Source organism: Promicromonospora sp. NPDC090134 (genome assembly GCF_044746965.1).
Lineage (GTDB): Bacteria > Actinomycetota > Actinomycetes > Actinomycetales > Cellulomonadaceae > Promicromonospora.
Map to the genome: position 1 here is coordinate 17,517 of NZ_JBIVCZ010000020.1, position 21,644 is coordinate 39,160.

The 21,644-nt window shown below is 73.3% G+C and carries 20 protein-coding genes; 7 read left to right on the forward strand and 13 right to left on the reverse strand.

Going from position 1 to position 21,644, the window contains the following annotated elements; genetic code table 11:
• The first annotated feature begins 47 nt into the window (after positions 1-47).
• Positions 48-1,247 (forward strand): FAD-dependent oxidoreductase, encoded by a 1,200-nt coding sequence (locus ACIPN7_RS29570; protein ID WP_400550758.1) that lies wholly within the window; start codon positions 48-50, stop codon positions 1,245-1,247.
• A 129-nt stretch (positions 1,248-1,376) separates the two neighbouring features.
• On the opposite strand, the gene ACIPN7_RS29575 is transcribed toward ACIPN7_RS29570, so the two are convergent.
• The 10 genes from ACIPN7_RS29575 to ACIPN7_RS29620 form a co-directional block, all read right to left on the reverse strand.
• A complete protein-coding gene (locus ACIPN7_RS29575; protein WP_400550760.1) occupies positions 1,377-2,138 on the reverse strand; it encodes a crotonase/enoyl-CoA hydratase family protein in 762 nt (253 codons plus the stop codon).
• Complete coding sequence (locus ACIPN7_RS29580) at positions 2,135-3,661, reverse strand: class I adenylate-forming enzyme family protein (RefSeq protein ID WP_400550762.1); 1,527 nt, start codon at positions 3,659-3,661, stop codon at positions 2,135-2,137. The genes ACIPN7_RS29575 and ACIPN7_RS29580 overlap by 4 nt, the downstream gene beginning before the upstream one ends.
• A gap of 122 nt (positions 3,662-3,783) precedes the next feature.
• Positions 3,784-5,061 carry a cytochrome P450 gene (locus ACIPN7_RS29585; RefSeq protein WP_400550764.1) on the reverse strand — a complete coding sequence of 426 codons (1,278 nt, stop codon included), beginning with the start codon at positions 5,059-5,061 and terminating at the stop codon, positions 3,784-3,786.
• Between the two features lie 60 nt (positions 5,062-5,121).
• Positions 5,122-5,940, reverse strand: a complete 819-nt coding sequence (locus ACIPN7_RS29590; RefSeq protein WP_400550766.1) for an ATP-binding protein — start codon at positions 5,938-5,940, stop codon at positions 5,122-5,124.
• Between the two features lie 41 nt (positions 5,941-5,981).
• Positions 5,982-6,218 (reverse strand): ATP-binding protein, encoded by a 237-nt coding sequence (locus tag ACIPN7_RS29595; RefSeq protein ID WP_400550768.1) that lies wholly within the window; start codon positions 6,216-6,218, stop codon positions 5,982-5,984.
• A gap of 12 nt (positions 6,219-6,230) precedes the next feature.
• Positions 6,231-7,199: a GTPase Era gene (gene era / locus ACIPN7_RS29600; protein WP_400550770.1), complete on the reverse strand. Its 969-nt coding sequence runs from the start codon at positions 7,197-7,199 to the stop codon at positions 6,231-6,233.
• On the reverse strand, positions 7,196-8,587 hold the full coding sequence (locus ACIPN7_RS29605; RefSeq protein ID WP_400550772.1) for a hemolysin family protein: 1,392 nt from the start codon (positions 8,585-8,587) through the stop codon (positions 7,196-7,198). Before ACIPN7_RS29605 ends, era begins: the two co-directional genes overlap by 4 nt.
• Entirely contained in the window at positions 8,584-9,036 is a 453-nt protein-coding gene (gene ybeY, locus ACIPN7_RS29610; RefSeq protein WP_397398910.1) for an rRNA maturation RNase YbeY, read from the reverse strand. Before ybeY ends, ACIPN7_RS29605 begins: the two co-directional genes overlap by 4 nt.
• A complete protein-coding gene (locus ACIPN7_RS29615) occupies positions 9,033-10,085 on the reverse strand; it encodes a PhoH family protein (protein ID WP_357487385.1) in 1,053 nt (350 codons plus the stop codon). The genes ybeY and ACIPN7_RS29615 overlap by 4 nt, the downstream gene beginning before the upstream one ends.
• 117 nt (positions 10,086-10,202) lie before the next feature.
• Entirely contained in the window at positions 10,203-10,553 is a 351-nt protein-coding gene (locus tag ACIPN7_RS29620) for a histidine triad nucleotide-binding protein (protein ID WP_400550775.1), read from the reverse strand.
• Between the two features lie 245 nt (positions 10,554-10,798).
• On the opposite strand from ACIPN7_RS29620, the gene ACIPN7_RS29625 reads away from it, so the two are divergent.
• Together ACIPN7_RS29625 and ACIPN7_RS29630 are read left to right on the forward strand one after the other, a co-directional pair.
• Positions 10,799-12,589 (forward strand): helix-hairpin-helix domain-containing protein, encoded by a 1,791-nt coding sequence (locus tag ACIPN7_RS29625; RefSeq protein ID WP_400550777.1) that lies wholly within the window; start codon positions 10,799-10,801, stop codon positions 12,587-12,589.
• Positions 12,586-13,422: an OmpA family protein gene (locus ACIPN7_RS29630; RefSeq protein ID WP_400550779.1), complete on the forward strand. Its 837-nt coding sequence runs from the start codon at positions 12,586-12,588 to the stop codon at positions 13,420-13,422. The genes ACIPN7_RS29625 and ACIPN7_RS29630 overlap by 4 nt, the downstream gene beginning before the upstream one ends.
• A gap of 85 nt (positions 13,423-13,507) precedes the next feature.
• On the opposite strand, the gene ACIPN7_RS29635 is transcribed toward ACIPN7_RS29630, so the two are convergent.
• The 3 genes from ACIPN7_RS29635 to hrcA are packed head-to-tail and all read right to left on the reverse strand — an operon-like array spanning position 13,508 to position 16,461.
• Positions 13,508-14,272, reverse strand: a complete 765-nt coding sequence (locus ACIPN7_RS29635) for a 16S rRNA (uracil(1498)-N(3))-methyltransferase (protein WP_400550781.1) — start codon at positions 14,270-14,272, stop codon at positions 13,508-13,510.
• Positions 14,273-14,282: 10 nt separating this feature from the next.
• Positions 14,283-15,404, reverse strand: a complete 1,122-nt coding sequence (dnaJ, locus tag ACIPN7_RS29640; RefSeq protein WP_400550783.1) for a molecular chaperone DnaJ — start codon at positions 15,402-15,404, stop codon at positions 14,283-14,285.
• Between the two features lie 37 nt (positions 15,405-15,441).
• On the reverse strand, positions 15,442-16,461 hold the full coding sequence (gene hrcA / locus ACIPN7_RS29645; protein WP_400550785.1) for a heat-inducible transcriptional repressor HrcA: 1,020 nt from the start codon (positions 16,459-16,461) through the stop codon (positions 15,442-15,444).
• A 388-nt stretch (positions 16,462-16,849) separates the two neighbouring features.
• Here hrcA and ACIPN7_RS29650 point away from each other — a divergent pair, with 388 nt between their 5' ends.
• The 4 genes from ACIPN7_RS29650 to ACIPN7_RS29665 all read left to right on the forward strand — a co-directional run bounded on the left by ACIPN7_RS29650 (position 16,850) and on the right by ACIPN7_RS29665 (position 21,519).
• A complete protein-coding gene (locus ACIPN7_RS29650; protein ID WP_400550787.1) occupies positions 16,850-17,035 on the forward strand; it encodes a hypothetical protein in 186 nt (61 codons plus the stop codon).
• 109 nt (positions 17,036-17,144) lie between these two features.
• Positions 17,145-20,003 (forward strand): AAA family ATPase, encoded by a 2,859-nt coding sequence (locus ACIPN7_RS29655; RefSeq protein WP_400550789.1) that lies wholly within the window; start codon positions 17,145-17,147, stop codon positions 20,001-20,003.
• A 100-nt stretch (positions 20,004-20,103) separates the two neighbouring features.
• On the forward strand, positions 20,104-20,967 hold the full coding sequence (locus tag ACIPN7_RS29660) for a DUF3097 domain-containing protein (protein ID WP_400550791.1): 864 nt from the start codon (positions 20,104-20,106) through the stop codon (positions 20,965-20,967).
• A 24-nt stretch (positions 20,968-20,991) separates the two neighbouring features.
• Entirely contained in the window at positions 20,992-21,519 is a 528-nt protein-coding gene (locus ACIPN7_RS29665) for a DUF4870 domain-containing protein (RefSeq protein WP_400550793.1), read from the forward strand.
• Positions 21,520-21,644: the final 125 nt, after the last annotated feature.

Consider the following 21,644-nt stretch of genomic DNA (forward strand, 5'->3'; position numbering starts at 1 on the left):
GGCGGAACACCTTGCCATCTTATGGTTAGCCATTTTATGGTGAACACATGAGAGCGATCATCATCGGAGCGGGCATCACCGGACCCGTGACCGCCATGGCCCTGCAGAAGGCGGGCATCGACGCCGAGATCCACGAGGCCTACGGCCGCACCGCCGACGGCGTCGGCGCCTACCTCACCCTGGCACCGAACGGGCTCGCCGCCCTGCGGGTGCTGGGCATCGACCACCGCGACCTCGGTGGTTTCGACACGCCCGCGCTGGAGCTGCGCGGGTCGAACGGGCGGCTCCTGGCCCACCTCGGGATGGGCCGGGACGACGACGCGGGCACGGTCAGCCAGACCGTCCGCCGATCCGACCTCTACGTCCGGCTGCGCGACGAGGCCGTGCGCCGCGGCATCCCGATCCACTACGGCAGGCAGCTCGTCGACGCCGCGGCGGTGGGTGCGGGCGGCGTCGTCGCCTCGTTCGCCGACGGCACCACCGTCGAGGGCGACCTGCTGATCGGGGCCGACGGCCTGCACTCCCGCACCCGGGCGATCCTCGACCCGACGTGCCCACCGCCCCGCTACACCGGGCTGCTCAACACGGGCGGCTACGCCGCGGGCATCTCGGTGGACGGCCCCGTGGGTGTGTTCACCATGATCTTCGGGCGGCGGGCCTTCTTCGCCTACGTGAACCGCGGCCCGGGCGACGTCTGGTGGTTCGCGAACGTGCCGCGCGCCCGCGCGGCGACCGACGCCGAGCTCGCCGCCTTGACCCCGGAGCGGTGGCGCGCGGAGCTGGTGCGCCTCTTCGCCGACGACGCCGGCCCCGCACTGCGGATCCTCGCCGCCACGCCGCAGATCATCGCGCCGTGGAACACGCTCGACCTGCCCAGCGTGCCCGTGTGGCGCCGCGGGCCGATCGGGCTCGTGGGCGACGCCGCGCACGGCATCTCGCCGACGTCCGGGCAGGGCGCCTCGCTCGCGATCGAGGACGGCGTGCTGCTGGCCCGGTTCCTGCGCGACCACGGCGACCCGGCCGGCGCGATCGCGGCCTTCGAGGCGGCGCGCCGGACGCGGGTCGAGCGGCTGATCGCCCAGGCGAAGCGCACCTCGAACCAGAAGATCCCGGGCCCGCTGACCCGGGTGCTGCGCGACCGGGTGATCCTGCCGCTGGTGAGCCGCGCCGCGGCCCGCACCACCAACGACTGGGTCACGGACTACCGCATCGACTGGGACGCCCCGGCCGCCAACCTTCCCGCATGACCTCGTTCCCCACCCCCGGTATCCGCCCGATCACCTTTGAGGCCCGGGTTTCTCCGCTTTCAAGGGGCTGAAAGCGGAGAAACCCGGGCCTCGAAGAAGACCAGCCGGCCCGGGTCAGGTCCGCGCGCGTCAGGCCGGGGTGCCGTGGCGGCCCGCGCCCGCGGCGAAGTCGGCCGCACCCGCGTAGGCGTCCGCCGACAGGGAGCGGGCGCCGTGCGTCCACTCCTGGGCCAGCGCCTCCCGCTCGTCCAGGCCCCACTGGTCCAGCACGGACGCACGGTCCTCCCGCAGGCAGACCTGCGGGAACGCCGCGAGCGACGCCGCCAGCCCCACGGCCGCCGCCACCGCCTGCCCCGCCGGCACCACCCGGTTGGCCAGGCCGATGCGCAGCGCCTCGTCCGCGTCGACGGACCGCCCCGTCAGGATCATGTCCATCGCGTGCGACTGCCCGATCAGCCGGGGCAGCCGCACGGTGCCGCCGTCGATCAGCGGGACGCCCCAGCGGCGGCAGTAGACGCCGAAGACCGCGGTCTCGTCGGCGACCCGCAGGTCGGCCCAGGCCGCCAGCTCCAGCCCGCCCGCGACGGCGTGCCCGGACACGGCGGCGATCACGGGCTTGCTCAGCCGCAGCCGGGTGGGGCCCATGGGCCCGTCACCGTCAGGCGCGGCGCGGTTGCCGTCCGGGGTGCCGAGCGCCTTGAGATCAGCGCCGGAGCAGAACGTGCCGCCCGTGCCGTACAGCACGGCGGCGGTCGCGGCGTCGTCGGCGTCGAAGGCCCGGAACGCGGCGGCGAGCGCCGCCGCCGTGGGGCCGTCGACGGCGTTGCGCCGCTCGGGGCGGTCGATGCCGATCAGGGTGACGCTGCCCTCGCGGGTGACCAGGACGCTCACCGGCGGCCCTCCCACAGCGGCTCGCGCAGCGCGCGGCGCAGCACCTTGCCCACGGGCGACAGCGGTACGGAGTCGACCGTGTGCACCGCCTTGGGCACCTTGTACCCGGCGAGCTTGTCGCGCACCGCGGCCTGCAGCGCGGCCTCGTCGACGGCGGCGCCCGGTGCGGGCACGACGAACGCGGTGACGGCCTCGACCCAGGTCTCGTCGGGGGCGCCGACGACGACGGCCTGCGCCACCGACGGCTGGGCGAGCAGCACGTCCTCGACCTCGCGCGGGTAGACGTTGTAACCGCCGGTGATGATCATGTCGCTGCGGCGGTCCACGAGGTAGAGGTAGCCACGCTCGTCCACGCGGGCCATGTCGCGGGTGCACAGCCAGCCGTCGCCGGCGAACATCTCGGCGTTCAGCTCGGGCGCGGCGTGGTAGCCGGCCATGGTGAACGGCGCGCGGACCCGGATCTCCCCGATCTCGCCGGGCGCGACAGGGGTGCCGGCGTCGTCGGTCACATGGATCTGGGCGTCGAGCGCGGGCTGACCGCAGGAGCCCAGCAGCGACGCGTCGGCGTGGTCGGCGGCGTCGAGCACCGTGAGGCACAGCGGCGCCTCGGTCTGGCCGTAGTACTGCGCGAACCGGGGTCCCCACACGTCCATGGCCTGCTCGATCACCGGGCGCGGCATGGGGCTGGCGCCGTAGATGGCGGTGCGCAGGGAGGACACGTCGGCACCCTCGGCGACCCCGGACGAGAGCAGCATCCCGATCATCGTGGGCACCAGGTTGATCTCCGTGGCGCGGTACCGGGCGATCGCGTCGACGTAGCCCTGGGGTTCGAAGCCGGACAGCACCACCGACTCCCCGCCGCGCAGCCAGTAGGGCAGCACGAACGTGCCGCTGGCGTGGATCAGGCTGGCCGCGTGCAGCATCACCGAGTCGCGCGCGGGGCTGACCAGGTTGGTCAGGATGTTCGCGACGATCGCGGCGTAGCTGGCCTGCGTGTGCTCGACCGCCTTGAGCGTGCCGGTGGTTCCCGACGTGTACAGCAGCAGGATCGGGTCCTGCGGGTGCGCGGGCAGGTTCGGGTCGGCGGTGGAGACGTCCTGCATCGCCGTGAGCAGGTCCGGTCCGCCGACCGCACCGGGCGCGCCCAGGCCCAGCGTCGTCAGGCCGAGCGCCTCGGCGAGCTCGCCCGCCCGCTCGGCCAGGGCGGCGTCGTGCACCAGGAGGCGCACCTCCGTCTCCTGGAGCATGCGGCCCTGCTCGGTGGCGGACAGCCGGGCGTTGAGCGGCACCCGCGTGACCCCCGCCTTGAGGCAGGCGAAGTCCATGGCGATCGACCACAGCCCGTTGCCCATCAGCAGCGCCACGCGCGCGCCCGGCTCGGCGCCGTGCGCGTGCAGCACCCGCGCCATGGCGTTCGCCGCGGCGTCCACCTGCGCATACGTCAGCGAGTCGGCACCGAAGCGGACGGCGGTGCGGGGCCCGAACCGGGCGGCGCCGCGACGGACCAGGTCAACGGTGAGCATGCTCTTCCTCCACGACAGGTGTCCGGTAAGTACGTTTCGTGACCGTACTACCGGGTCTGCGCGGCGCGGAAGGGCGCGTCGACTACGTCACACCCCAGGCGTCACCTCTCAGGCTTCATGTCTCAGCGCACCACGTAGATCTCGGTGCCCGACGACCGCGCCCGCGCGTACCGGACCGGCAGCGCCTGCGGGTGCCGCACCCAGGGCGACGGGACCCAGGCGAGGTCGTGGTCCTCGACCGCGAGCTCCAGGTCGAGCTCGGTCAGCAGTCGGTTGATCGCGACCCGCGCGATGATCCGCGCCTGCCGCGACGCCGGGCACCGGTGCGGCCCCACGCCCCAGGCGAGGTGTGCCCGGTTGCCCACCTCGTCCCACATGTTCCCGGTGTGCACCAGCGGATCCTGGTTGGCGGCGGCGACCGCCATGATCAGGGCGTCGCCCTTGCGGATCAGCTTGCCGTCCAGCTCCAGGTCGCCCATCGAGTAGCGGGGCAGCGGCGGGTTCGCGGCGGGCGCCTCGCGCCAGAGCACCTCGTCCAGCGCGTCGTCCAGGGCGATCCGGCCGCCGGTCCAGCGCGCCGCGAACCGCTGGTCCGTGAGCAGCAGCCGCAGGGTCAGCGCGATCCACGCCGTGAGGAACTCGCTGGCGGCGATCAGCGGCACCGACATCGAGTCCGCGATCTCGCGGTCGTCGTGGAAGCTCGGGTGCCGCACGAACGACGACGTCAGGTCCGACCCCGCCGTCGCCTTCCGGGCCTGGACGTGCGCCATGAGGTTGCGGCCCATCCGGTCGCGCGCCTGCGCCGCCTCCCCCGTGTGGTCCATGATGTGCGCCGAGTCGACCATCATCTGGTTGGCCGTGTCGTGGTCGAAACCGAACAGCGCCGTCACGGCGAGGAAGCCCACCTTCTTGGCCCAGTCCTGGACCAGGTCGGCCTCGCCGCTGCCGCCGAGCTCCTCGACCAGCCGCATGCTGACCTCCTCGACCTGCGCCACCACCAGCTTCTCCGGCAGCGCCTCCAGCCCGTCGTCCAGGGGCTGGCGCAGGCGACGGCGGTGCTCGCCGTCGTGGTGGTACGAGGAGTTGCGCGGCTCCCGGGGCGAGATGCCGAGCAGCGCCGAGCGCTCCGACAGCAGCCCGTCGTAGTGCCAGCGCCAGTTGCGCGGGTCCCGGGAGAACTGCGACTCGTTCCGGGTGATCTCGCAGATCTCCGCGTGCCCCATCACCAGCCACGCCGGCACGCCCGGCTCCATGTCCACGGGGGCCACCACGCCCCATCTGGCGCGCAGGACGTCGTAGATCTCCTGCGAGTCCGCGCCTCCGGTGGTTGCCGACAAGGGGGTGAGCCCGGTCAGGCTCGTGAGCTCGACGGGGGGCGTTCGAGCGACCACTCTCTCCATCCCGTAATCACAGCACAGTGTCCGTATTGCCCGTAATCCTGGCTGCGATATTGGTACCGATCAGAGCTCGTCGGTGCCCAGTCCGTAGGCGGCACCGTGCTCGCGCAGGAAGTCGCGCAGGTACGGCAGCGCGAACGCGACCTTGCCGTGCGACACCTGCTGGATCATGCCGGCCACCATCAGGCGCCGACGGTAGGTGTTGGCGTGCTGCGGGCTGACGTCACCCATGCGCCGTCGTACGTCGGCCATCTGCGAGGGGCCGTCGTCGACGGACATGGCGACGAGGAACGTCCTGTCCAGGTCGGAGAGGTCGGCGAGCGCCGTCTCGTGGACCAGGCTGCCCAGACGACGGCGCGCCGCGCCGATCCCCGCCTCGGCGGCGGCGACGTCGGCGACGTCCCCGTCGGTGGCCCGCCACACGTGATAGCCCACGAGCTGGATCAGGAAGGGATAGCCGAACGTCGCCTGCGCGGCCATCTCGCTCGCCTCCGGGACCAACGCCCGCCCGTTCTCCTCGAACGTCTCGACCAGGGCGTCGTGGACCTCGTCGACGTTCACGTCGCCCAGGACGTGCTTGTCCGCTCTCCGCAGGAAGGTGAGGACGTCGTCGGAGAGCAGACCGGACACGGCGGACGGGAGCCCGGCCATGACCAGCGCGAACTGGCGCTGCTCCCGGACCATGTGCTGGGCCAGAGCCGCGATCTCCCTCATGTCCGGGAGCGAGACGTGCACCTCGTCGATCGTGAGCAGCAGACCGGAGTCGTGGTTCTCGAGGTCGTCGAGCAGGGTGTTCAGCTTGCGCCTCAGTCCCGCGGACAGCTCGGGCGTGAGCGCGGTCGAGACGCCGCCCAGGGATGCCGGCAGGTCGACCCCCGTCACCCTCCGCTTCGGACGCGGCCGACGCTCCTCCAGCATGTGGCTCAGGTGCTCGTCGAGCCTGCCATGAGACCACCGGTCGCCGTCTCGTCGACGAACAACCACCCGTGCTCCAGCGCCACGTCGTCCACCGCGTTCAGCAGGGTCGTCTTGCCGACGCCGCGGGCACCGGTGAACATCGTGAGCCGCCCGGGCGAGCCAGGCCCCTCCTCGATGCCGTCGGCGACCGCGGCGACCTGGTCGTCGCGGCCGACCAGGTGTACGGCCAGGGAGCCGGGCAACAGCCGCCGCCGTCAGAAGCCCAGGCGGCGCAGCTGCTTCGGGTCGCGCTGCCAGTCCTTGGCGACCTTGACGTGCAGGTCCAGGTACACGCGCTGGCCCAGCAGCTTCTCGATGCCCTGCCGGGCCTCGGTGCCGACCGACCGCAGCCGGGACCCGCCACGCCCGATGACGATCGCCTTCTGCGAGTCGCGCTCCACGAACAGGTTGACGCGCACGTCCAGGAGCGCCGGGCGGCCCTTGGCCGGGTCGCCCGAGCCCTCGCGCTCGACGATCTCCTCGACGACCACCGCGAGGGAGTGCGGCAGCTCGTCGCGCACGCCCTCCAGGGCGGCCTCCCGCACCAGCTCGGCCACCATGACGGCCTCGGGCTCGTCGGTCAGCTCGCCGTCCGGGTACAGCTCGGGGCCCTCGGGCAGGTGGGAGACGAGGACCGCCTCGAGCTCCTCCACCTGGTAGCCGTCCTTGGCGGAGACGGGCACGATGTCAGCCCACTCGCGGTCCACGGACCTCGCGAGCTGGTCGACGGCGATGAGGTGCTCCATGAGGTCGGCGCGCGGCACCAGGTCGGCCTTGGTGACGACGGCGACGACGGGCACGGCCCGGCGGCCCGTCATCAGCTCGGCGAGCTGCGCCGCGATGTAGCGGTCGCCCGGCCCCACCTTCTGGTCCGCGGGCAGGCAGAACGCGATGACGTCCACCTCGGACAGCGTGTCGCGGACCAGGTCGTTGAGCCGCTCGCCCAGCAGGGTGCGGGGCCGGTGCAGGCCGGGGGTGTCCACCAGCACGAGCTGGGCGTGCGGGCGGTGCACGATCCCGCGGATCGTGTGCCGGGTGGTCTGCGGCCGTGCCGACATGATCGCGACCTTCTGCCCCACCAGCGCGTTCGTCAGGGTCGACTTGCCGGCGTTGGGGCGCCCCACCAGGCAGGCGAACCCGCTCCGGTGTGCGGCGGTCTGTTGCCCTACGGGCTGCTCGCTCAAGAGGTCACTTCCTTCTGGTCACGCTTCTGATCACGGTGGTCGTGCTGGTCGAGACCACCGTTGCTGTCGTCCGGCTCGCCCACCGGTTCCGTGCGGTGCACGAGGATCGTCGAGATCTGCTTGCGGCGGCCCTCGACCCGCTCCGCCTCCAGGTGCACGCCGCCGACCTCGACGGAGGCGCCGGCGAGCGGCACCTTGCCCAGGGCCTTGGCGAGCAGCCCGCCGGCGGTGTCCACGTCGTCGTCGTCCAGACGCAGGTCGAACAGGTCGCCGAGCTCGTCCACCGGGAGCCGCGCGGGCACGCGGAGCACGCCGCCGCCCAGGTCCTCGACCTCCTGGACGGGCACCGTGTCGTGCTCGTCGGTGAGCTCGCCGACCACCTCCTCCAGGAGGTCCTCGATGGTCACCAGGCCCGCGACGCCGCCGTACTCGTCGACCACCAGCGCCATGTGGCTGGCCGAGGCCTGCATCTCGCGCAGCAGGTCGTCGATCGGCTTGGACTCGGGCACGAAGACGGCGTCGCGCGCGACGTCGGCGGCCGGACGCCGGGACGGCTCGGGCGCGGCACCGCCGTCGCCCACGGGCCAGTGCACCGCGGCGACGACGTCCTTCAGGTAGGCGACGCCGACGACGTCGTCCACCGACTCGCCGACGACGGGCACCCGCGAGAAGCCGGACCGCAGGAACAGCCGCAGCACCTTGTCGAGCGAGGTGTCGGCCGTGACGGTCACCATGTCGGTGCGGGGCACCATGACCTCGCGCGTGATGGTGCCGCCCAGCTCGATCACGGAGCGGAGCAGCTCCCGGTCGGACTCCTCGAAGGCGCTGGACTCCCCCACCCGGTCGGCGATGTCGCGCAGCTCCGCCTCGGTGGGCGGCGACGGGTCGTAGTGCGGCACCGAGATGCGGGTCAGCCACGCGACCGCGCGGGAGACGCCGGTCAGGGGGCCCACCAGCGCGAGCAGCACCGCGACCGGCTGGCGGAAGCCGAGCGCTCGCGGCGAGACCCGCACGAAGATGACGCCGACCACCACGCCCACCACGAGCGCGATGAGCATGACCGGGAGCTCGTTGGGCACGCCCTCGCCGGGGATCGCCTGCTGCACCAGCAGCGTCCCGGCGGCGATGGCGACCACCTCGGACATGACCCGCACGAGCGCGAACGAGGCGACCGTCGCCGGCGGGTCCACGACGAGGGCCTGGGCCCGCCGGATCCGGCCGGCGCGCAGCGGGTCGGGCGACTGCCCCAGCTCGGCCTCCGCGAGCGCCTCGGTGAGGGACGCGCGGGTGACGCGCAGGAGCGCGGCCTCGCCTGCCGAGAGCATGCCCGCCAGCGAGAGGCCGACCAGCATGACGAGGGTCAGGAGCAGGACGATCACGCCGGTCACCGGGTCGCGAGGAAGGTGAGGAGAAGCTTGCGCTGCAGGCCGAACATCTCCTTCTCCTCCTCCGGCTCCGCGTGGTCGTAGCCCAGCAGGTGCAAGATCCCGTGCGTGGTCAGGAGCAGCAGCTCCTCGGTCGTGGAGTGGCCGGCGGCCTTGGCCTGGGTGACCGCGACCTCCGGGCACAGCACGATGTCGCCGAGCGTGCCGGCCGGGGTGATGTCCCCGTCGCGACCCGGGCGCAGCTCGTCCATCGGGAAGGAGAGCACGTCCGTGGGGCCGGGCTCGTCCATCCACTGCACGTGCAGGTCGGACATGACGGTGGTGTCGACGAAGATGATCGACAGCTCCGACTGGGGGTGTACCCGCATGGCGTCGATGACGAAGCGGCCGAGCGCGGCGAACTCCGCCTCGTCGACCTCGAACCCCGACTCGTTGTTGACCTCGATGCTCACCTGCGCTGCCTCTTGCTCCCCGGACGGTGGTCCTGCGGCTGGCGGCCCGGACGGCGGTCGTCCGTGAGCACGTCCCACCGCGCGTACGCGTCGATGATGTCGCTGACCAGGCGGTGCCGCACGACGTCGGACGACGTCAGGCGGCAGAACTCGACGTCGTCGACGCCCAGCAGGATGTCCTCCACGACGCGGAGCCCGGAGGTGGTGCCGCCCGGCAGGTCGACCTGCGTGGCGTCGCCGGTGATCACCATCTTGGAGCCGAAGCCCAGGCGGGTCAGGAACATCTTCATCTGCTCGGTCGAGGTGTTCTGCGCCTCGTCGAGCACGATGAACGAGTCGTTGAGCGAGCGGCCGCGCATGTAGGCCAGCGGCGCCACCTCGATGGTGCCCGCCTCGATGAGCTTGGGCACCTGCTCGGGGTCGACCATGTCGTGCAGCGCGTCGTACAGCGGGCGCAGGTACGGGTCGATCTTCTCGGACAGCGTGCCGGGCAGGAACCCGAGGCGCTCCCCCGCCTCGACGGCGGGTCGCGTGAGGATGATCCGGTTGACCTGCTTGGCCTGCAGCGCCTGGACGGCCTTGGCCATGGCGAGGTAGGTCTTGCCGGTACCGGCCGGGCCGATGCCGAAGGTGATGGTGTTGGTGTCGATCGCGTCCACGTACGCCTTCTGCCCCACCGTCTTGGGCCGGATGGTGCGGCCCCGGTTGGACAGGATGTTGAACGTGAGCACCTCGGCGGGGCGCGACGCCGACGCGTCGCTCAGCATCGCCACCGAACGCTTGACGACCTCGGGCGTGAGCTGCGTGCCCGCCTCGACGACCTCGATCAGCTCGTCGAGCAGCTGGGTGACCAGGGCCACGTCGCCCGCCGGTCCGTTCACCGCTATCTCGTTGCCACGGGCATGGACGTCGACGCCGGGGAAGCCCTCCTCGACGGCCCGCAGCACCGAGTCCCGGCTCCCGAGGAGCGCGACCGTCGGGATGTGGGCCGGGACGACGATCTTGTGCTCGATCCGGGTCTGGGACTGTGTGCTGGGCGTAGTTGTCATGAGCCGGTCCCGCGGGACCGATCCGCTCCTTCACGCGGTAGGGATGACGACACTGCTCATCCTATCGACCCGTCAGGGTCACGCCACGGTCTTTCCCGCTCCTGGTCGAGGCGAAGTTCAGGCGAAGCCGGGCAGCTCGCCGCCGGCGAGCAGGTGGGCGTGCACGTGGAAGACGGTCTGGCCCGCCTTGGGCCCGGTGTTGAAGATCAGGCGGTACTGGCCGTCGCCGAGCTCGCTCGCCACGCCGTCCGCCAGCGCGATCACGCCCGCCAGACCCTCGGGGTCCGACGCCGCGAACGCGGCCACGTCCGGGTAGTGCTCCCTGGGGACCACGAGGACGTGCACCGGCGCCTTCGGCGCGATGTCCCGGAAGGCGATGGCGGTGTCCGACGAATCGACGACGTCCGCGGGGATCTCCCCCGCGACGATCTTGCAGAAGAGGCAGTCCGGGCTGTCGGTACTCGTCATGTCGGCAGGCTACCGGCGGTCGTGCGCACGCCGCGCCCGCAGGGCGGCCCGTTGACCCCAGGCAGGACTTCGCCATGTTTTTCCATACCGTTACATAGTTCGAAATGCCTGGGTGAAAGGGATGTGGGAGAGTTTGCGGCGTTCGATGGAGATTGGCGTACTGAGACACCATTTTGTCGTCGTCCAACCTCGCGGGTCCCGTCGCTCGCCCTCACACCACACACAGCAGTCACCTGGAGGTTCGCGTGGGTTGGTTCATCGCCCAATCGCTCGCATTCATCATCATCGCGGCCCTGATCGGCCTCGCGATCGGCATCTGGATCGGCTGGCTCGTCTGGGGCCACCGCGCCAAGGGCAAGCACACCGCCGAGAAGGCGGAGGCGACCGCGCAGGCCGCTGCCGCGACGAAGGCCGAGCCGGACGCCGCCGAGGCCGTCCCCGCGCTCGCCGTCGCCGGTGCCGCCGCGACCGAGGCCGCCGCCGGTGACGCGAAGCAGGACGCCGCGACCACCGCCGCCACGGACACCGTGCTGCCCGTGGCCGACGACGCCGGGGCCGCCGCCGAGCAGGACGGTGCGGAGCAGGACGATGCGGCGCAGGACGATGCGGCGCAGGACGGTGCCACGCGGGACCAGAAGAGCGACGAGCAGGGCGAGGGCACGCCTGCCGACGCCGGGCAGGACGTCGAGGCCGCCGGGTCCGACGTCGTCGCCGAGGCCGAGGCCGTGGCCCGCGCGGCGGCCGAGGCGGACACCGCCGCCAGGGCGGCCGCGCTCGCCGAGGCCGACACCACGACCGAGACCGCTGTCGACACCGCGGCCGAGGCCGAGACCCCGGACGACCTGCAGCGCATCGAGGGCGTCGGGCCGAAGATCGCCGCCGCGCTGGCGGCCGCCGGCTACCCCACGTACGCGAAGATCGCGGCCGCGACCGAGGACGAGCTGCGCCAGGCCGTCGCCGGCCAGGGCATCAAGTTCGCGCCGGCGGCCAGCAGCTGGGCCGACCAGGCGCAGTACCTCGTGGACAACGACGCCGCCGGCCTGGAGGAGTACCAGGACTACCTCGTGGGCGGCCAGGAGCGGCGCGCGAAGTTCAACGAGAACGTGGACTACACGGACGTCGACGAGGTCGAGGGCACCGAGGCCAAGGCCGCCGCCCTCGCCGCGGACGAGGCCGCCGCCGCGGCGGCGGAGGCCACGCCGGAGCCCGAGCCCGAGCCCGAGCCCGAGCCCGAGCCCGAGCCGCAGGATCTCCAGCGCATCGAGGGCATCGGGCCCAAGATCGAGACCGCCCTGAAGGCAGCGGGCTACGCCACGTACGCCAAGGTCGCGGGCGCGAGCGAGGACGAGCTGCGCGAGGCCCTCACCGCGAGCGGCATCACCTTCGCCCCGGCCGCCACGAGCTGGGCGGACCAGGCCCAGTACCTGGTGGACGGCGACGAGGACGGCCTGCGCGAATACCAGGACTACCTGATCGGCGGCCAGGACCGCGCCTCGAAGTTCAAGGAGAATGTCGACTACGCCGACGTCGACCAGATCGAGGGCGCCGAGGCCAAGGCCGAGGCGATCGCCGAGGACGAGGCGGAGGCCGCCGCGACCCCGGAGCCCGCGGTCGCCGCCGTCGAGCCCGGGCCCGAGCCGCAGGACCTGCAGCGCATCGAGGGCATCGGACCCAAGATCGAGACCACCCTGAAGGCCGCGGGCTACGCCACGTACGCGAAGATCGCCGGCGCGACCGAGGACGAGCTGCGCGAGGCGCTCGCCACGGGCGGCATCAAGTTCGCCCCGGCGGCCGTGAGCTGGGCCGAGCAGGCGCAGTACCTGGCCGACGGCGACGAGGACGGCCTGCAGGAGTTCCAGGACTACCTGATCGGCGGCCAGGACCGCCGGGCCAGGTTCAAGGAGAACGTCGACTACACCGACGTCGACGAGATCGAGGGCGCCGAGGCCAAGGCCGAGGCGATCGCCGAGGACGAGGCCAAGGCTGCCGGCGCCGACGGTGACGCCGAGCCCACGCAGTCCGAGGTGAAGGCATGAACCTGAAGGTCGTCCTGCCCCCGGTGATCATCGTGGTCCTCGGGATGGGCGCCCTGTCGGGCGTCCAGAACACGGGCTTCCGGGAGCACATCGAGTCCACGCTGACGGAGAGCGCGCAGGGGGCCCTCTCCGCGGCGGGGCTCGACGGGGTGGACGTCGCGTTCGCGGGGCGCGACGCCGACGTGACCGCGCCGACCGACGCCGAGGCGCTGGCGGCCGCCGACGTCGTCGGCGAGGTCGAGGGCGTCCGGGCCTCCGCGGCCTACGGCCCGGACGGGCTGGTCTCCTCCGAGGCCGCCGCCGCCGAGACGGCGACGGAGGAGGACACCGCGACGGAGGCTTCGCCCGAGGCGACCGCGTCGCCCGAGCCGACCGCGACGCCGTCGGACGACGAGACCGCCGGGGACGACGCGGCGGGCGACGCCGCGGACGCCGAGGAGAAGGACGAGCCGAAGCGCGAGCCGACCCGCGAGGAGCGGGAGAAGGCGCAGGAGGACCTCGTCGAGATCCCGAACATCACGTTCGTCACGGACAGCGCGCGGCTGACCAAGGACGGCCGCAAGGTGGTGCAGGAGGCCGCCGAGGTGCTCGCGGAGCACCCGGAGGTCGAGGTCCGCGTCGAGGGGCACACCGACTCGGTGGGCACCGAGGCGCACAACCAGCGGCTCAGCGAGCGTCGCGCGGAGGCGGTGGTCGACGAGCTCGTGGAGCAGGGCGTGGACCGCGACCGGCTGACGTGGAAGGGCTTCGGCGAGTCGACCCCGCTGGTCGTCCCGCGCACGTTCGCGGACCTGGAGAAGAACCGCCGCGTGGAGTTCGACGTCACCAACTGACCCCGCTTCGTCGAGTGCCGGGTATGTGTGGCTCTGGAGCCTCACATACCCGGCACTCAGCGGTTGCGCAGGGCGGGGGCGGCGGTCACCAGCGGCCCAGGCGGTCGCTCAGGAGGGCTATCGCTATCGGGCCTGCCGTCGACGTGCGCAGCACGTGGGGCCCCAGGCGCGCGGTGACCGCGCCCGCCTCCGTGAGCAGGGCGACCTCGGCCTCCGAGATCCCGCCCTCGGGTCCGACGACGAGGAGCAGGGCGCCGGTGTCGGGCAGCGGAACCGCCGACAGACCGGTCGTAGCCTCCTCGTGGAGCACCACCACGGCGCCGCCCGCGGCGACCACGTCGCGGGTGCGGGCCGCGAGCTGCTTGGTGCTCAGGGGCACGTCGACGTCGGGGATGCGCGCCCGGCGGGCCTGCTTCGTCGCGGCCCGCACGGTGCTGACCCAGCGGGCCCGCGACTTCGCGGCGCGGTCCCCGCGCCACACCACCACGGACCGCTCGGCCTGCCACGGGATGATCGCGTCCACCCCGGTCTCCGTGGCGGCCTCGATCGCCATCTCGTCGCGGTCGCCCTTGGCGAGGGCCTGGACGAGCGTGACGACGACGTCGGGCACGGGCTCGACGACGGCCTGCTCGACGCGCAGGTGCACCTCGGCGCCGTGCACGGCCTCGACGACGGTCCGCAGGCGCCCGCCCGCGCCGTCGACCACGTCGATCCGCTCCCCCGGCCCGCGCCGCTGGACCACGCCGGCGTGCCGGCCCTCGGCGCCGTCGAGCACGTAGAGCGCACCCGGGCCGTACCCGGACAGCGGGTCGGCGGCGGACGCCTCGGCGAGAAAGACTGGCGCGCTCATCGGTGCGCGGTCAGCGCCCGCTGAGCTTGTCGCGCAGGCGCGAGAAGACGCCGCCCTGGACCGTCGCGAGCCGCGGCTCGGGCCGCTCCTCGCCGCGCAGCGCCGCGAGCTGCTGCATCAGCGCGGTCTGCTCCTCGTCGAGGCTCGTGGGGACCTGGACCTCGATGTGCACGTTGAGGTCGCCGCGCCCGTTGGAGTGCAGGTGCCCCACGCCGAGGCCCTTGAGGGTCATGACCTGGCCGGGCTGCGTGCCCGGGCGCAGGTCGATCTCCTGGAGGCCGTCCAGCGTGTCGAGCTCGAGCACCGTGCCGAGGGCGGCCGCCGTCATCGGCACCTGGAGGGTGCAGTGCAGCTCGTCGCCGCGCCGCACGAACGTGTCGTGCGCGCGCTCGCGGATCTCCACGTACAGGTCGCCGGCGGGGCCGCCACCGGGGCCCACCTCGCCCTGCGCGGAGAGCTTGATGCGCGTGCCGGTGTCGACGCCGGCGGGCACGTTCACCGCGACGGTGCGCCGCGAGCGCACGCGGCCCTCGCCGGAGCAGTCGGCGCAGGGCTCGGGGATCACGGTGCCGAAGCCGCCGCAGGCGGAGCACGGCTGGTTGGTCATGACCTGGCCGAGGAACGAGCGGGCGACGCGCTGCACGGAGCCGCGGCCCTGGCAGACGTCGCAGGTGCGGGCGTGGGTGCCCGGCCGCGCGCCGTCGCCGCCGCAGGTGTTGCAGACCACCGCGGTGTCGACCTGGATCTCGCGCTTGGCGCCGAACACGGCCTCGGCGAGGTCGAGGTCGAGGCGCACGAGCGCGTCGTTGCCGCGCCGGGCGCGCGGGACCGGCCCGGTCGGCTGCCCGCCGCCGAAGAAGGTCTCGAAGATGTCCTGGAACCCGAACCCGGCGCCGAACCCGCCGCCCGCGCCACCGCCGGGCGACGTCGGGTCGACGCCCATGTCGTACTGCTGGCGCTTGTCGGGGTTGGACAGCACCTCGTACGCGCGCGCGACGTCCTTGAACCGGTCCTCGCCCGCGTCGCCGGCCACGTCCGGGTGCAGCTCGCGGGCCAGCTTGCGGTATGCCTTCTTGATCTGCTCGGGCGATGCGTCGCGCGGAACACCGAGAATCTCGTAGTAGTCGGTCACAGGTCTCTCTTTGTGGGGAGGTTTGTGGAAGTTCGGGTCAGCCGGGCAGCACTCGCGACAGGTAGCGCGCGACGGCGCGGACCGCGGCGATGGTGCCCGGATAGTCCATTCGGGTGGGGCCGATCGAGCTCAGGATCGCGACGGTGTCGCCGTCGGACGAGCCGTAGCCGGACGTGACGACGGAGGTCTCCGCCAGTCCCGCCAGCCGGTTCTCGTGCCCGATGCTCACCGCCACCTTGGCGTCGTCGGTCATGTCGGTGAGGAGGCCGAGCAGGACGACCTGCTCCTCGAGCGCCTCCAGGACGGGCCGCAGGCCCTGCTCGAAACGCATGCCGGAACGTGCCAGGTTGGCCTGGCCGGTCAGCACGATCCGTTCCTCGCTCTCCTCGGCGAGCGCGGCCGTGACCACCTCGGCCACGGCCGTCGCCAGCGGGCGGTGCTCGGCCGGCATCGCCTCGGCGACCCCGGCGAACGCGTCACCGAGGTCGGCGAGCCGGCGGCCGGCGGTCGCCGCGTTCAGGCGGGCGCGCAGCTCGCCGAGCGTGCCGTCGTCCAGGTCGACCGGGACGTCGAGGAAGCGCTGCTCCACCCGGCCGGTGTCCGTGATGACGACGACGAGGAGCCGCCCCTCGGCCGTCGGCACGAGCTCCAGGTGCCGCAGCCCGGACCGGCGCAGCGACGGGTACTGCACCACGGCGACCTGGCCGGTGAGCTGGGCGATGAGCCGCCCGGCGCGGGCCACGACGTCGTCCAGGTCGACCGCCTCGGACAAGAAGGTCTCGATGGCCCGCTTCTGCGGGACGGACAGCGGCCGCACCTCGGCGAGCTGGTCCACGAAGAGGCGGTAGCCCTTGTCGGTGGGGATGCGCCCCGCCGAGGTGTGCGGCTGGGCGATGAGCCCGGCCTCCTCCAGGGCGGCCATGTCGTTGCGGACCGTGGCCGGGGAGACGCCGAGCTGGTGGCGCTCCGTGAGGATGCGCGAACCGACGGGCTCCCGTGTGCGGACATAGTCCTCCACGATGGCCCGCAGGACATCGAGTCTGCGTTCCTCGCTCACCGCGCTCACCTCCGTCCCCAGGTAGAACGTCCGGGACGTGCACCCGGGTTCCGGCCCGCTCACCGACACTGCCTTCCAGCACTCTCACCGACCGAGTGCCAATCCTACGCGGCACGCGCCACCCGCCGGGTCGCCGACCCGCCGCGCGCCGCGCGCACCCGGGCCGGCCACGCCGTCCCGCCCCGGCGAACACGCGGCTGACCTGCATGTCTTACCGTTCGCCGAGGGCTGAGCACCGAGCATAGGGCGATGCCTTAGGCACGCCCACCCCGCACCGCGAACCCGTCGGGAAAGATGCGGCGACCGCCCGATCCGCGCGACGTACCTCACAGACGAACCTGGAATCACTGCCGGCGAGGGGCCGGCGGTGACACCGGGAGGAACCACCATGTTCGGTTTTTCGGACTACGCCGAGTACCACCGCAACGAGCAGGAGACCGACCAGCGCAACGAGCGGACCCGCGTGGCCCGGGAGCAGAAGGACGCGGCCCGCCGCCAGGCCGCCGCGCGGCGCACCACCGAGCGCGGTGCCCGGGCCGGGGCGGCCGACGCCGTCCGGCCGCGCGTCGCCTGATCCCGCGGGGAGGGCGACCGTGCCGGGCACCGGGCAGGCCCCCGGAAGCGGCGGGCAGGCCGACGAGAAGAAACGGAACGACCACGGACCGGCATGGGACGATGAGCCCATGCCGGTCCCCCGTGCCCGCCTGGTGGGCCGAGCTCCCGAGCTCGGCGCGCTCGAGGCCGCTCTCGCCGACGTCCGCTCGGGCGGCAGCCGCACCATGGTGATCGCCGGCGAGGCCGGGATCGGCAAGACCCGGCTGCTCGACGAGCTCACCTCCCGGGCCGACGGCGTCACCGTCGTCACCGGTCAGTGCGCCGACGAAGGATCCGGGCCCCTCCCCTACGCCGCCGTCGCCGGCCTCCTGCAGGGAGTCGTCCGGGCAACGAGCCCCGACGCCGTCGTCGCCGCGGCCGGACCCGCCGCCGGTGCCCTGTCCGCGATAGCGCCCCAGCTCGTCGCCCCCGCGTCCGACGCCGGAGCGGACCGCATCCCCGAGGTCCTCGCCGACCTCCTCACCGGCCTCGCGGCCGAACGGCCGGTCGTCGTGGTCATGGAGGACCTGCACTGGTCCGACGACGTCACCCGCGCCGTCGCCCTCCGCCTCGCCCGCACCACACCCCGCGGCATGCTCCTGCTGCTCACCTATCGCAGCGACGACGTCGGACGCGCGCACCCCCTGCGCACCGTCATGGCCGAGCTCGACCGGGCCCGCCTCACCACCCGCCTCGACCTGGCCCGCCTGGGCGAGACCGAGGTCCACGAGATGGCGCAGGACCTGCTCGACGCCGGCCTCGACGCGGAGGTGCTCGCCGACCTGGCCGACCGCAGCGAGGGCGTCCCCTTCTACGTCGAGGAGCTGGTCGGTTTTCTCGGCACCGACCTGCCCGACTCCCTGCGCGACATCCTCCTGCTGCGCTACTGGAACCTGAGCCGCGAGGCCCAGGCTCTGTGCCGCGTGGTCGCCGCCGCAGGGCCGCGCGTCTGGTACGACGTGCTCGACGACGTCCTGGCGGACCCCCCGACAGGGTCCGGACAGCGCGTCGTCCCGAACGTCGGCGCCGAACCCGAGGAGACGGCTCGCGAGGCGGTCGAGGCGCAGGTCCTGGTGGTCACCGACGTCGGGTATGCGTTCCGGCACGCTCTCGTCCAGGAGGCCGTGTACGCCGAGCTGCTGCCCGGGGAGCGGCGCCGTCTGCACGCCGCCTATGCGCGGGCGCTGGAGCGTGCCCTCGTCCGGCGCGCCCGGTCGGTCGCGAAGCTGTCCCGCATCGCCGACCACTGGTGGCGCGCGGGGATGCTCGACAAGGCGCTCGCGGCGGCCGTCGTCGGGCACCGGGCGGCTGCGGACGGCGCGGCGGCGTCCACCGCGGTCGCGCTGGGCGAGCGCGCACTGGAGCTCTGGGAGCAGGTGCCCGACGCCGAGGCCGTGGCCGGCCTGCCGCACCACGAGCTGCTCCGCACGGTCGCCGAGTCGCTGCGCGGATCCACCCGGACCACGCGCGCCCTGGCCGTGGCGCACGAGGCGATCGCCGAGTGGCCCGCCGACGACCCGGCGGGCCTCGCCGGCATGCTCTCCGACACGGCGCTCATCGCCGGCCACGCCGGCTCGGGCGAGGGGCCTGAGCTCATCGAACGCGCCCTCGCGCTCGTCGAACCCGGCCGGGACGACGCCGTACGCGCCCAGCTCCTGATGCTGCGGGCGCGCAACGCCATGCTCGACGGCCGGACCCGGGAGGCGATCGAGGCCTCGACGGCGGCGTACGAGGCCGGGACCGCGATCGGTAGCCCCGACGTCGTGTCGGTGGCCCTGAACCTGCGCGGCGTGAGCCGGGTCCAGCGCGGCGACGCCGGCGGCTTCGCCGAGATCGATGCCGCACGCGAGGCGGCCGGGAACACCTGGCAGGGGCTGAGCCGGTACTACACCAACGGGTCGGACATCCGGATCCTCGTCGGCGAGTGGGACCGGGCAGTCGAGATCGCCCAGGAGGGGGTGGTGGCGGCACGCCGGTACGGCGCGTCCGAGGGCTCGCGGATCATGATCGAGGGGAATGTCGTCGAGGCCTGGATCGGGCGCGGCAACTGGGCCGAGGCGGCCGCCTGGTACGAGCGCACAGTGCCCCTGTTCCACGACAGCGTGTGGACCGCCTACCTGACCGAGCGCAGAACCTGGCTCATGATGTGGCGCGGCGACGTCGAGCGGGCGCAGACCGAGGCCCGCCGCAGGGCCGCCACCTGGGAGCGGTACGGTCGCCTGGAGGAGCAGATCCGGTCGCGCACCAGGGGCACCCAGGCGGAGCTCGAGCTGCTGCGCGGCGAGCCGGCGGCGGCGCTGGAACGCCTGTCGGTGGTCGTCGCGCCGGACCACCCACGGAGCCCGGCCTACGACCTCGCGTCGCTCGCCGTGGCGGCGCAGGCGATCGCCGAGGTCAGGGCGACCGGCCAGGACGTGGACGACGCCCCGTACCGCGCGGCGCTCGCCGAGTGCGCCGACTGGCCGACGTTCCCCGTGTGGTCCGCGGTGTTCGAGGCGGAGCTCGGCACCGGTCCATGGACGGCTGTCGCTGAGCACCCCGGCCGCGGACCCGCCCACCTGCGCCCCTACGCGCTGTACCGCGAGGGCGCGCGGCTGCTGGAGGCCGGGGACCGGGCGGGTGCCCGGTCGACGCTGGCGTCGGCCGTCGCGGAGGCGGAGAACATCGGGGCCGGGCTGATCGTGCAGCGTGCGCAGGGGCTCCTCGACCGGGCGGGGCTGACCGGTCAGGCGGGGCCGGCCCACGCGCCGACGTCGGGCAGCGGGCCGGACGAGCTCACCGCCCGTGAGCGGCAGGTGCTGGCCCTGGTGGCCGAGGGCCTGACCAACGGGCAGATCGCCGAACGGCTGTTCATCTCGGCCAAGACCGCGTCGGTGCACGTCTCGGCGATCCTCCGGAAGCTGGGCGTCGCCACGCGCACCGAGGCGGCGCTCCGCGCCAGCCGCTGATCCCACCCCGACCCCGTTGAGTGCGGGACATCTGCGCCGATGACACTCCGGGAGCACGGATATCCAGCACTCGACGGGAGGGGCGACCTAGGCTCGCGGCGTGGTCGACGAACGGTATGGGTCCGATGTCCTGTCCCCCCAGTTTCCTGGCGCGCAGCGCGGGCGGCGGCCGACGTCGCAGCCCACGCCCGCCGAGCAGGGCCTCGTGGTCGAGGAGGTCGAGACCGGCTGGGTCGGCGCCGTGGTGCGCGTCGAGAAGTCGGGCGGCATGCACGTGGTGGTCCTGGAGGACCGCCGCGGCCGCACCCGCACCTTCCCGCTCGGCCCGGGGTTCTGGGTCGAGGGCAAGCCCGTGGTGCTCACCGCGCCCGTCGTGAACCGCGCCCCTGCGCGGCCCACCCGCACGGCCTCCGGCTCCGTCGCGGTGCACGGCGCCCGGGCGCGCGTCGCCCGCGGCAGCCGCATCTGGGTGGAGGGCAAGCACGACGCCGAGCTCGTGGAGAAGGTCTGGGGCGACGACCTGCGCGTCGAGGGCGTCGTGGTCGAGATGCTCGACGGCGTGGACCATCTCGCCGAGCGCCTCGCCGAGTTCGGGCCCGACGCCGAACGCCGGGTCGGCGTGCTCGTGGACCACCTGGTGCCCGGGTCGAAGGAGCAGCGGCTCACCGACGAGGCGCTGCGCACCGTCCCCACGGGCACCGTGCTGGTGCTGGGCCACCCCTACGTGGACGTGTGGCAGGCCGTGCGCGCCGAGCGGCTCGGGCTGGAGCGCTGGCCCGTGATCGACCGCGGCACCGAGTGGAAGCTGGGCATCCTGCGGTCCCTGGGCTGGCCTGCGCAGACGCAGGCGGACGTCGCCCGCGGCTGGCAGCGGATCCTGGGCTCCGTGCGCGACTTCCGGGACCTCGACCCGGCCCTCCTGGGACGCGTCGAAGAACTTATCGATTTCGTGACCATCTCGTAAGGCACAGCCTCTACGGTTGGTCATATGTCCGAAAACCCGCAGGAGCCGCAGGTTCCTCAGCAGCCCGGCCCGGCGCCGCAGCAGCCCGGCCCCGCACCACAGCCGCCGCAGGACGCCCCGGCCTACGGGACGCCCCAGCCGCAGTCGCCCTACCAGGGTCCGCCGGCGGCGGGTCCGGCGTACAGCCCCGGCTACGGCCCGGGCGCGCCATACCAGCCTCAGCCGCTCACCCCGTCGGACGAGCGCATGTGGACGGTCTTCGCCCAGGTCGGCGCCATCATCTTCTCGTTCGTCCCGCCGCTGGTGATCTGGCTGGTCTTCAAGGACCGCAGCCGGTTCGTGGAGCAGGAGGCGAAGGAGTCGCTGAACTTCACCATCACCGTGGTCATCGCGAACGTGGCGCTTGCGATCATCACCGGGATCACGTTCGGGCTCGGCGGGATCCTGTACATCGTGCTCATCGCCGCGGTCGTGTTCCAGATCCTGGCCGCCGTCGAGAACGGCAAGGGTGCCCCGTACCGCTACCCGGTGAACATCCGCTTCATCAAATAGCCGGCCGCACGCCGTGGGGGGGGGGGGGGGGCCCCCGGGGGGGGGGGGGGGCTGCGGGCGCGCCGGCACGGGGCGGGCGGCCGCGCGCGCCGCCGCGCCCCCCCCCCCCGCCGGGCGCGCCCCCC

Bases quoted from the DNA above. Each gene is read 5' to 3' on its own strand.
- ACIPN7_RS29570 (WP_400550758.1), top strand. From the start codon at position 48: ATGAGAGCGATCATCATCGGAGCGGGCATCACCGGACCCGTGACCGCC.
- ACIPN7_RS29580 (WP_400550762.1), bottom strand. From the start codon at position 3,661: ATGCTCACCGTTGACCTGGTCCGTCGCGGCGCCGCCCGGTTCGGGCCC.
- ACIPN7_RS29585 (WP_400550764.1), bottom strand. From the start codon at position 5,061: ATGGAGAGAGTGGTCGCTCGAACGCCCCCCGTCGAGCTCACGAGCCTG.
- ACIPN7_RS29615 (WP_357487385.1), bottom strand. From the start codon at position 10,085: ATGACAACTACGCCCAGCACACAGTCCCAGACCCGGATCGAGCACAAG.
- ACIPN7_RS29620 (WP_400550775.1), bottom strand. From the start codon at position 10,553: ATGACGAGTACCGACAGCCCGGACTGCCTCTTCTGCAAGATCGTCGCG.
- ACIPN7_RS29630 (WP_400550779.1), top strand. From the start codon at position 12,586: ATGAACCTGAAGGTCGTCCTGCCCCCGGTGATCATCGTGGTCCTCGGG.
- ACIPN7_RS29635 (WP_400550781.1), bottom strand. From the start codon at position 14,272: ATGAGCGCGCCAGTCTTTCTCGCCGAGGCGTCCGCCGCCGACCCGCTG.
- ACIPN7_RS29650 (WP_400550787.1), top strand. From the start codon at position 16,850: ATGTTCGGTTTTTCGGACTACGCCGAGTACCACCGCAACGAGCAGGAG.
- ACIPN7_RS29655 (WP_400550789.1), top strand. From the start codon at position 17,145: ATGCCGGTCCCCCGTGCCCGCCTGGTGGGCCGAGCTCCCGAGCTCGGC.
- ACIPN7_RS29665 (WP_400550793.1), top strand. From the start codon at position 20,992: ATGTCCGAAAACCCGCAGGAGCCGCAGGTTCCTCAGCAGCCCGGCCCG.